At 37.1% G+C, this 8,866-nt stretch carries 7 protein-coding genes; 6 read left to right on the top strand and 1 reads right to left on the bottom strand.

Annotated features, from left to right (window positions below):
• The first annotated feature begins 388 nt into the window (after nucleotides 1–388).
• Complete coding sequence (locus CWD90_RS22555) at nucleotides 389–2,332, top strand: sensor histidine kinase (RefSeq protein WP_103478317.1); 1,944 nt, start codon at nucleotides 389–391, stop codon at nucleotides 2,330–2,332.
• A gap of 24 nt (nucleotides 2,333–2,356) precedes the next feature.
• A complete protein-coding gene (locus CWD90_RS22550) occupies nucleotides 2,357–3,037 on the top strand; it encodes a metal-dependent hydrolase (RefSeq protein ID WP_103478315.1) in 681 nt (226 codons plus the stop codon).
• Here the strand turns inward: CWD90_RS22550 and CWD90_RS22545 are convergent, their stop codons facing one another.
• The gene (locus tag CWD90_RS22545; RefSeq protein WP_103478316.1) at nucleotides 3,038–3,832 is read right to left on the bottom strand and encodes an SDR family oxidoreductase; all 795 of its coding nucleotides are present in this window, start codon (nucleotides 3,830–3,832) and stop codon (nucleotides 3,038–3,040) included.
• Nucleotides 3,833–3,881: 49 nt separating this feature from the next.
• Here CWD90_RS22545 and CWD90_RS22540 point away from each other — a divergent pair, with 49 nt between their 5' ends.
• The 4 genes from CWD90_RS22540 to CWD90_RS22525 all read left to right on the top strand — a co-directional run bounded on the left by CWD90_RS22540 (nucleotide 3,882) and on the right by CWD90_RS22525 (nucleotide 8,747).
• A complete protein-coding gene (locus CWD90_RS22540) occupies nucleotides 3,882–4,937 on the top strand; it encodes an o-succinylbenzoate synthase (protein WP_103478314.1) in 1,056 nt (351 codons plus the stop codon).
• Nucleotides 4,927–5,886, top strand: a complete 960-nt coding sequence (locus CWD90_RS22535; protein ID WP_103478313.1) for a CPBP family intramembrane glutamic endopeptidase — start codon at nucleotides 4,927–4,929, stop codon at nucleotides 5,884–5,886. The genes CWD90_RS22540 and CWD90_RS22535 overlap by 11 nt, the downstream gene beginning before the upstream one ends.
• A complete protein-coding gene (locus CWD90_RS22530) occupies nucleotides 5,870–6,940 on the top strand; it encodes an AMP-binding protein (RefSeq protein ID WP_103478312.1) in 1,071 nt (356 codons plus the stop codon). Before CWD90_RS22535 ends, CWD90_RS22530 begins: the two co-directional genes overlap by 17 nt.
• Nucleotides 6,941–7,019: 79 nt before the next feature.
• Nucleotides 7,020–8,747, top strand: coding sequence for a carboxypeptidase-like regulatory domain-containing protein (locus CWD90_RS22525; protein WP_103478311.1), 1,728 nt, complete (start codon nucleotides 7,020–7,022; stop codon nucleotides 8,745–8,747).
• Nucleotides 8,748–8,866 lie beyond the last annotated feature (119 nt).

The following is an 8,866-nucleotide window of genomic DNA, read 5'->3' as shown; positions in this document are numbered from 1 at the left end:
CGCACAAAACAAATTGAAAAGAAAACAGTACAAATCAAAAAAGCTGAACAATGTTATCATTGTTCAGCCTTAATATTTAAATTTAATCCTTCAATAATCTGTATCGATTATTTAGGATGAGACAAATCCTACTTATTGCAGGATAAAAACAGGAAAAATGAAATAATGGTTACCTTGCCTTTATACCGTTAAAATGGGGCAATGTTGGTAATAAGGCAATAATTATACTGGTTTAGGGATTATTCGGGGTACAACATTAACCCCGCTTTGGCGTTTGTATTATTGTGTACCATAATCCCAAAAGCTATTACAAATTAAACAAAAAGGAACAAAGACTAATTAGAGAATTTTAGACAAGAATTGAACAATGGCGAAGTCTTTTAAAAAAATGTTTGTTACATTATTGATTTGTTCAATGTGCTTTTGGTATTTACCAGCCCAAGATTCAGTTGTTAAGCCCGATCATTTTAAAGAGTTTCAGGATAAGCAAGGAGTGCAGGAAAGATTCGATTACTTTTTTGGTACTACAAATCGCTATTCCGAAAATTCGGCCTATGACTGGCAAGCAACGGTAAATGTATATCATAACAATGCTCAAAAAGTAAATGATACCATAAGCACTACCAAATATGAGCTTATGCAATCCCAGCTTTATTACGATATAGGAGACTTTAGCAAAAGTGTAGCCATTGCCAACCAATTGTATAAAAAAATCGAAAATTTGGATATGGAATCCAAAAGGATCCTACTGGATCTAATCGACAATAACTATGCGAAATTGGGGCTTTATGACCGCCAATTCGAAATAAGAAATGAGAAGAAAAATTTAGGCCTAACGGACAAAGTTATTTTTTATGATATTTATTCCAACCTGGGACTCCACAGAACGGCAATGAATGACTACATAAAGGATAAGCTGAAAACGATACGTGAGGACGACTACTATGGACAGGCACAATATCAGAATAATGTAGGCAACTATCTTCTTTTGGATATGTCCATACCAACGGCTTTAACTTATTATAAGAAAGCAAAGGGATTTATAGACGTTTATCTGAATGATATAAGTAGGGAAAAAACCGATGAAGAAATAAGCAATGGTAATTTATTAAAAGGAATTATTGAGGGTAATATAGGTAAATGCCATGCCTTACTAAAGGAATATGACATTGCCATACCATATTTGGAAAATTCCATTGAACTGATCACCGAACATAATAAAGGTAAATTCTCATCAGAAATGGTGGAGAATACCCTGGAATTGGCAGATTGTCATCTTCAGAAAGAAGAATACGAAAAAGCTAAGGAATATCTTTTGCAGGGGCCGGAACCCATAAAGATTGAAAATATTCTTAGGAAGAATAGATTATTGGCATCCTACTACGACCGGATAGGGGATTTTAAAAATTCCGTTGATTTTTTAAAACGAAACGTACGAATTAGGGATTCGCTGAATAGAAATGAATCCTCCATGAAAAAGCAACAGTTAGCGGCCGTTGCTGGGCAGGAAATTGAGTACTCCAAGAAAATGATGGAGCAGCAGAAGAAGGATTTGGAGCAATCGCGGAGCGACTTACAGGCAAAAGAGGAAAGGATCAACATAGTTTTTATTTCCTTGATTTTTACACTTTTAGGATTTGCAGGCCTGGTTTTTGCCTATTTGAAAAGTATTAAGAATCAGCGATTGATTGCTGAACAGAAACGCATTATTGAGGCCTCCCTTGTGGAAAAGGATTCTCTTTTGAAAGAAATACACCATAGGGTGAAAAATAATCTTCAAATGGTTTCCAGTTTACTTAGCTTACAAACTAAAAATACAAGGAGCAAAGCGGCAATAGAAGCCCTAGAGGAAGGAAAGAGTAGGGTAAAGGCCATGGCGCTGATCCATCAAAAATTATATCAGAACGATGACCTCTCGGTTATAGAAATGCAAGGGTATATAGAAAGTCTTATCAACAGTGTTCAATCGGTTTACAAAAAAGGGGGGCATAATATTAATATTGCCATAGATGCCGAAGGCGTGGAGTTGGATATTGATCGGGCCATTCCCTTTGGACTTATTTTAAACGAATTGGTTTCCAATTCCTTTAAGTATGCCTTCCCCGATGATGATGAAAATGGAAAAATTTATATCCATTTAAGGAAAAATGGGAGTCAGGAAGGGTATTTCGAGTATACCGATAATGGTATAGGACTACCCGAAGATACAGACGATAGGGCCAATTCTTCCATGGGAATTAGGTTAATGAATCGTTTGGTAAATCAGCTACAATCTACTTTAAATATCGATAAAACATCTGAAGGAGTTCGTTTTTGGTTCAATTTTAAATAAATTTGAATAAAAACAGTTCATCTTATGCAAATTACTTTTCTAGGTCATGCTTCCTTGCTAATTACAACTGCAGGCAAAAGGATATTGGTTGATCCATTTATTTCCGCGAATGAAAAAGCAACCGGGAAAATCGATATAAAAAATCTTAAACCCGATTATATACTGGTTACCCATGCCCATCAAGATCATATTTTGGATGTAGAGGAAATTGGGAGAATGAATAATTCCACGGTAGTGAGCAATTATGAAATTGCCACCTATTATGAAAATAAAGGGCTAAAAGCCCATCCTATGAATCATGGGGGGAATTGGAAGTTCGAATTCGGCACCTTAAAATATGTAAATGCTATTCATACCTCTTCGTTTCCTGATGGATCCTATGGGGGACAACCTGGAGGGTTTATTTTGTCTTCCGAAGGTAAACAGGTATATATTGCGGGAGACACGGCATTGACGATGGATATGAAGCTTATTCCAATGTCCTTTAAATTAGATCTTGCCGTCTTGCCCATTGGAGACAATTTTACGATGGGAGTGGACGATGCCATAAAGGCTTCTGATTTTATTGAGTGCCCTAAAATAATGGGATACCATTATGATACTTTTGGGTATATCGTAATCGACCATAAAGAATCTATTGAAAAATTTTCCAAACTTGGGAAGGAATTAATCCTCTTGGACATAGGTGAGGATTTAACAGTTTAATCATCTTACTTTATTTCGCAAAACTACCTTGTGGAGCAGTTTAGGTAAAAATCTTTTCAAATAGATACCCATTACTTCTTTCCGACCAATGTAAACTTCGAATTTTTCTCTTTCAATGGCCTTGACCATTTTTTTAGAAAAGACATAAGGAGATAATCCATTTTTAGTGGCCATATCATTGTCAACCTGAGGAGTTCCATTTGCAGTAAGGGCATTTACCGCTACATTGGTATTTACAAAACCAGGACAAACTAGGGTAACCTTAATGTTGTCCTTTTCATGTTCCATACGCAAAACATCAAAAAAACCGTGAAGGGCATGTTTGGCCCCGCAATATCCAGAGCGATACGGCGATCCAAATTTCCCCATTAGACTGGTTACGGTAACAAAATGTCCTTTTTGTAGAGACACAAAATAGGGGAGTATTGCTTTGGTTAGAGTAATGGTTCCCATATAATTAACCTCCATTAATTTCTTATATACTTCCAAATCGGTATCCATAATTAAGGAACGTTGGCTTATGCCAGCATTATTTATCAGTATATCTATTGATCCAAAGTAAGACATAGCTTCCGTTACTTTTTCAGCCATATTATCCATATCTATCAAGTCCAATGGGAGGATGGAGATAAAATCACCATTTGGGCAACGATCCTTTACTAGTTGTAAATCTTTAACTTTTCTGGAAGAAATAATTAGTTTATAGCCTTTGCGATTAAGTTCATAGGTCAGTGCCTCGCCTATGCCGGAGGAAGCCCCCGTTATCCAAACCACCTTATCTTCTTTTGTTTTCATTTTTTTCATTTTAAGAAAAAAAAGATAGTTAAATTTGATTTTACATTTCATGAAAGCGACCTACAAAAAACATATTTTAGATTTTAAACGTCCCAGTGGTACCTCTAGGGGTATCATGACCCATAAAGAAACCTTCTTTGTTATTCTAGAACAGGATAAAAAATTCGGAATTGGAGAATGCGGTATTTTAAGGGGTTTAAGTATTGATGATGTTCCAGACTATGAGGAAAGGCTAAAATGGACCTGCGATAATATCAGTTTAGGCATAGACGGACTATGGGATGCTTTGATGGATTATCCAAGTATTCAGTTCGGGGTGGAGCAAGCCTTTTTATCCCTAAATTCTATTGACCCCTTTTTACTTTATCCTTCAGAATTCACACAAAACGATCGACCCATAGAAATCAATGGACTAATTTGGATGGGAGATGAACGTTTTATGCATCAACAGATCCAGCAAAAGTTGGAGGAAGGTTTCAAATGCATAAAATTAAAAATTGGAGCCATAGATTTTGAGAAGGAAATAGCACTTTTGAATTCCATTCGAAATAAATACAGCGAAAAAGAAATCGAAATTAGGGTCGATGCCAATGGCGCATTTCTTCCGGCAGAGGCAATGATTAAACTGGAACGCCTTTCACAATTTAATCTGCACTCCATAGAACAACCCATAAAAGCGGGGAACTCCAATGAAATGAAGAAATTGTGCTCAAATTCCCCCATTCCAATTGCTTTGGACGAGGAATTGATTGGGGTTACACATGTAACGGAGAAGGAGAAACTGCTACATACCATAAATCCGACATATATTATCCTAAAACCTAGTTTAATAGGTGGATTCAGGGGAAGCTTGGAATGGATTGTAATAGCAGAAGAGCTTGGTATAAAATGGTGGGTTACCAGCGCCTTGGAAAGCAATGTTGGCCTTAACGCCATTGCACAGTGGACCTATACTTTAGATAATAAATTACCGCAGGGATTGGGTACTGGTGGCTTGTATATCAATAATTTTGACAGCCCGTTAACCGTTGAAAATGGTGCTATAAGGTATGTTAATGACAAAATTTGGGAAACTAATTTAATACAGAATATAAATGTATATTGAACAAGGATATAAAGGAAATCACGAATCTTGGCGGTATTTGGTTGGAGTTGTGATCATATTTATTGGATGGCAACTTTTAGGGTCGATTCCACTGCTCGGGGTCATCATAGTAAAGTCATTGGGTGGAGAATCCTTTCCCACAGATGTCCCGGGGATGTCCAGAGTTGTTGGAAGCAACCTATTCCTGTTCTTAATGTTAATTTCTTTTGTTTTTGGTCTATTGGCCACTTTTCTTACCGTTAAATTTGTTCATCGGCAAACCATAGTTTCCCTTACCACCAGCAGAAATAGAATTGATTGGAAAAGAGTGTTTTTTGCCTTCGGTCTTTGGGGATTGATAACTATTTTGATTACCGGACTGGACATATATATGTCCCCTGAGGATTATGTCTTCAACTTTAATGCAAAACCCTTTATTATTTTGTGCCTTATTTCGGTGTTTTTAATCCCACTCCAAACTAGTTTTGAAGAGTATTTTATGCGTGGATATCTTATGCAGGGTATTGGATTAATGGCAGGAAAAAGATGGGTGCCATTGGTAATCACATCAATGATTTTTGGGTTGTTGCATCTTTTTAATCCTGAGGTCGAAAAATTGGGGTACGGTATAATGGTCTATTATATAGGCACCGGATTTTTTCTTGGGATTTTAACCTTAATGGATGAAGGGTTGGAATTGGCCATAGGTTTTCATGCTGCCAATAATTTGTTGACGGCACTCCTAGTGACCGCTGATTGGACCGCTTTCCAAACCGAATCCCTTTATCGGGATATTTCTGATCCTAAGTTAGGTTGGGATGTTTTTGTCCCTGTTTTGGTAATTTATCCTATTCTCCTCTTCATATTCTCTAAAAAATACGGTTGGAGCAATTGGAAGGAGCGACTTACTGGGGATGTACAAAGTATTGAAACGATACAATTAATGGAAGAAAATGGGTCAAATCTATAATCATATCCATCCTAAATTCAAATTCAACGGAATCCATTACGATTTTGAGGATGTAAAGGAATTGGCCTATTGCCTAGTAAAGGAGGGGCAGGATTATGAAAAGGCTATTGGTGATTTTCTTATGGATTGGTTGGATCATTCAGATTCAATTCAAGTAAATACCTCTGGTTCTACTGGCACTCCAAAAATAATTTCCTTAAAAAAAGAACATATGGCCAACTCTGCTTTGGCCACGGGAACTTTTTTTAATTTGAAAGTGGGAGCAAGGGCCCTAAATTGTTTATCTGCCAATTTTATTGCAGGTAAAATGATGTTGGTCCGGGCCATAGTTCTAGGCTGGGAAATAGACATTGTAGAGCCTATATCGCATCCACTGGATTTAACTTCTAAGACCTACGATTTTTGTGCCATGGTACCCATGCAGGTACAAAATTCAATTTCATATTTAAACCGAATAGGTACTTTAATAGTTGGAGGCGCCCCTATTTCACCAGAACTTAAATTAAGTTTAAGAAATATGGATACTAAGATTTTCGAAACCTATGGGATGACCGAAACCATTACTCACATTGCAGTGAAGGAGCTTTCGGACGATACCGTCTCAAACAATTTTAAAGCACTCCCTGAGGTAGTTTTCTCAAAGGATGAAAGGAATTGTCTAGTGATTGAAGCGCCTAAAGTTTCGGATGATATTATAGTGACCAATGATGTGGTAAACCTTATGTCTTCTTCAGAATTCCAATGGTTGGGCAGGTATGACAACGTGATTAATTCTGGGGGAGTAAAATTAATTCCGGAGCAGTTGGAATCCAAATTGTCGACTTTGATAAATACCAGGTTTTTTGTCTCTGGAATCCCTGATGCCCAATTGGGCCAGAAATTGATATTGGTCGTCGAAGGAAATGTGGATACGGAGCAGTTACATGTGGATATCAAATCCCTTAACTCAATTTCCAAATTTGAAATCCCCAAAGAAATATTTAGTGTAGACCAGTTTGTGGAGACAGGCAGTGGAAAGGTAAATAGATCTGAAACTTTAGGGAGTATAAAATAAGGAGGCTCAGGGGTTTATCTTAAAATAATTACCTAATTTCAAGAATTGAATATTACTTTCAAATTCTAAAGTTTACCGAATGACCAGGATTTTTATCAGTGTTGCATTTCTCTTTGTTTTCTTAATTGGGGCCTCTCAGGCAACTAAGATTGCCATCAGCGGTAAGGTCACTTATATGGACCAGGCTTTGCCCAATGCCAATGTGGTAATCAAAGGCACTACGGTTGGAACAAAAACGGATGCCAAAGGAAAATATAGCATCGAGGTGTATTCTGAAAATATATTGGTATTTACCTATTTGGGAATGCAAACTATTGAAGTTCCTGTTGATGACACTAACAATGTATTGGATATAAGACTATCAGAACATGTAGAGGAATTGAATGAAGTAGTTGTAAAAAAAAGAAAACGTAAAAGCCAAAAAGAACTTCTGGCAGATTACCCAACCAACACTAACCTAATTAAGACCTCATGGGGAATTATGGACAAGGATCGGACTTCATATTCGATGCGGGTCATTGATGGTAAAAATCTAATGCCAGCAGGAATGGATTTTTTGGATGCTTTAATGGTATGGGTTCCAAATATGGGAATAGACAGGGTAACTAACCCCCTTGACCCAAGTGCTTATTTGCCACAATATGGGAGTACACAAGACTCTGTTATTTTTGATGTTGACGGCTTTGTTTATGAAAAGGCACCGACCTTTATTTCTGTTCACGAAATTGATCGCGTGGCTGTACTTACCAGAAACGGAGCATTTGCCAGATATGGTCCTAGAGGTGTTGGTGGAGTTATAATTATTAATACCAAGGAGCAGACCCGCATAGATGAACTAGGGGTAGAACGGCGCTATAATAATTCAGGATTAAGGGATAGTATTTATGATCAGTTAGCAATAAAGTCGGCATATATCCCAGAAAATCCTGAGTATATTAAAGAATATTCTTTGGCCGATTCGGAAGAAAAGGCTGATCAAATATTTGAAAATCAAAAAACAAGGTTTAGTAACTCTCCCTATTATTTACTTGACGTTTCCGAATATTTCAGGACCACTTGGGGAAACAACAAAAAATCATTGGCACTGCTGGATACTATGGCACATAAATTCGCTGATGATGCCATAGCACTAAAGGCATTGGCCTATAGGTATGAAAAAATGGGGTTATTGGAAAGTGTCTTACAGCAATATTTAAAAGTTTTGAAGTTAAGACCAAGAGATGCCCAGTCGCACAGAGATGTAGCCAATGCCTATGAGGAGTTAGGGAATTACCAAAAGGCATTACATATTTATACTCGTTATGAGCTAGCCGTTAATGATCTCGATTCTGTTCCATTTGACAAATACGGTACGGACGAGCTTATGACTACAGAACGGATGAATATTATTAATCTTAATGCAGGGGAGTTTATTTTGGAAAGTGGGGTACTAGAGGAAAGTACTAAAAGCCTAAAAACCAGAGTACTTTTTGAATGGAACAATAATGCGGCCGAATTTGAATTACAATTTGTAGATCCTGAAAAGTATTATGATCTTTGGGAGTTTACTGTTGAAACTAAGGAAGCCGAACTGTCCGCAGCAATTTTAAAAGGGTACTCTAGTAAACAATTCTTTTTGGACGACGACCTAAAAGGGGAATGGGTAGTTAATGTTTCTTACTTCGGAAACGGTACACAAGACCCAACATATTTAAAAGCAACTACATTTTTTGACTACGGTACCATGGAAGAAAGAAAGGCAATCAAAGTGTTTAAACTTAACGCAATTAAAGAGGGTTTATACTTATGTACCATCAATACCAAATGAACTACCTCGAGGCAGAGCCATCGAGGTATCAAAATAAACGTAATTGATTCTTATGTATCACGCTATATTGAGATTTTCCCTGGTTTTGGAGGTATTTCTTAATTACCTCTTCATTCGCA

Source organism: Arenibacter catalasegens, assembly GCF_002909235.1.
GTDB classification, from domain to species: domain Bacteria; phylum Bacteroidota; class Bacteroidia; order Flavobacteriales; family Flavobacteriaceae; genus Arenibacter; species Arenibacter catalasegens.
The sequence above is the reverse complement of the archived record's forward strand: the minus strand, read 5'-3'. Positions and strand labels throughout refer to the sequence as shown.

Bases quoted from the DNA above. Each gene is read 5' to 3' on its own strand.
- CWD90_RS22555 (WP_103478317.1), top strand. From the start codon at position 389: ATGTTTGTTACATTATTGATTTGTTCAATGTGCTTTTGGTATTTACCA.
- CWD90_RS22550 (WP_103478315.1), top strand. From the start codon at position 2,357: ATGCAAATTACTTTTCTAGGTCATGCTTCCTTGCTAATTACAACTGCA.
- CWD90_RS22545 (WP_103478316.1), bottom strand. From the start codon at position 3,832: ATGAAAACAAAAGAAGATAAGGTGGTTTGGATAACGGGGGCTTCCTCC.
- CWD90_RS22540 (WP_103478314.1), top strand. From the start codon at position 3,882: ATGAAAGCGACCTACAAAAAACATATTTTAGATTTTAAACGTCCCAGT.
- CWD90_RS22535 (WP_103478313.1), top strand. From the start codon at position 4,927: ATGTATATTGAACAAGGATATAAAGGAAATCACGAATCTTGGCGGTAT.
- CWD90_RS22530 (WP_103478312.1), top strand. From the start codon at position 5,870: ATGGGTCAAATCTATAATCATATCCATCCTAAATTCAAATTCAACGGA.
- CWD90_RS22525 (WP_103478311.1), top strand. From the start codon at position 7,020: ATGACCAGGATTTTTATCAGTGTTGCATTTCTCTTTGTTTTCTTAATT.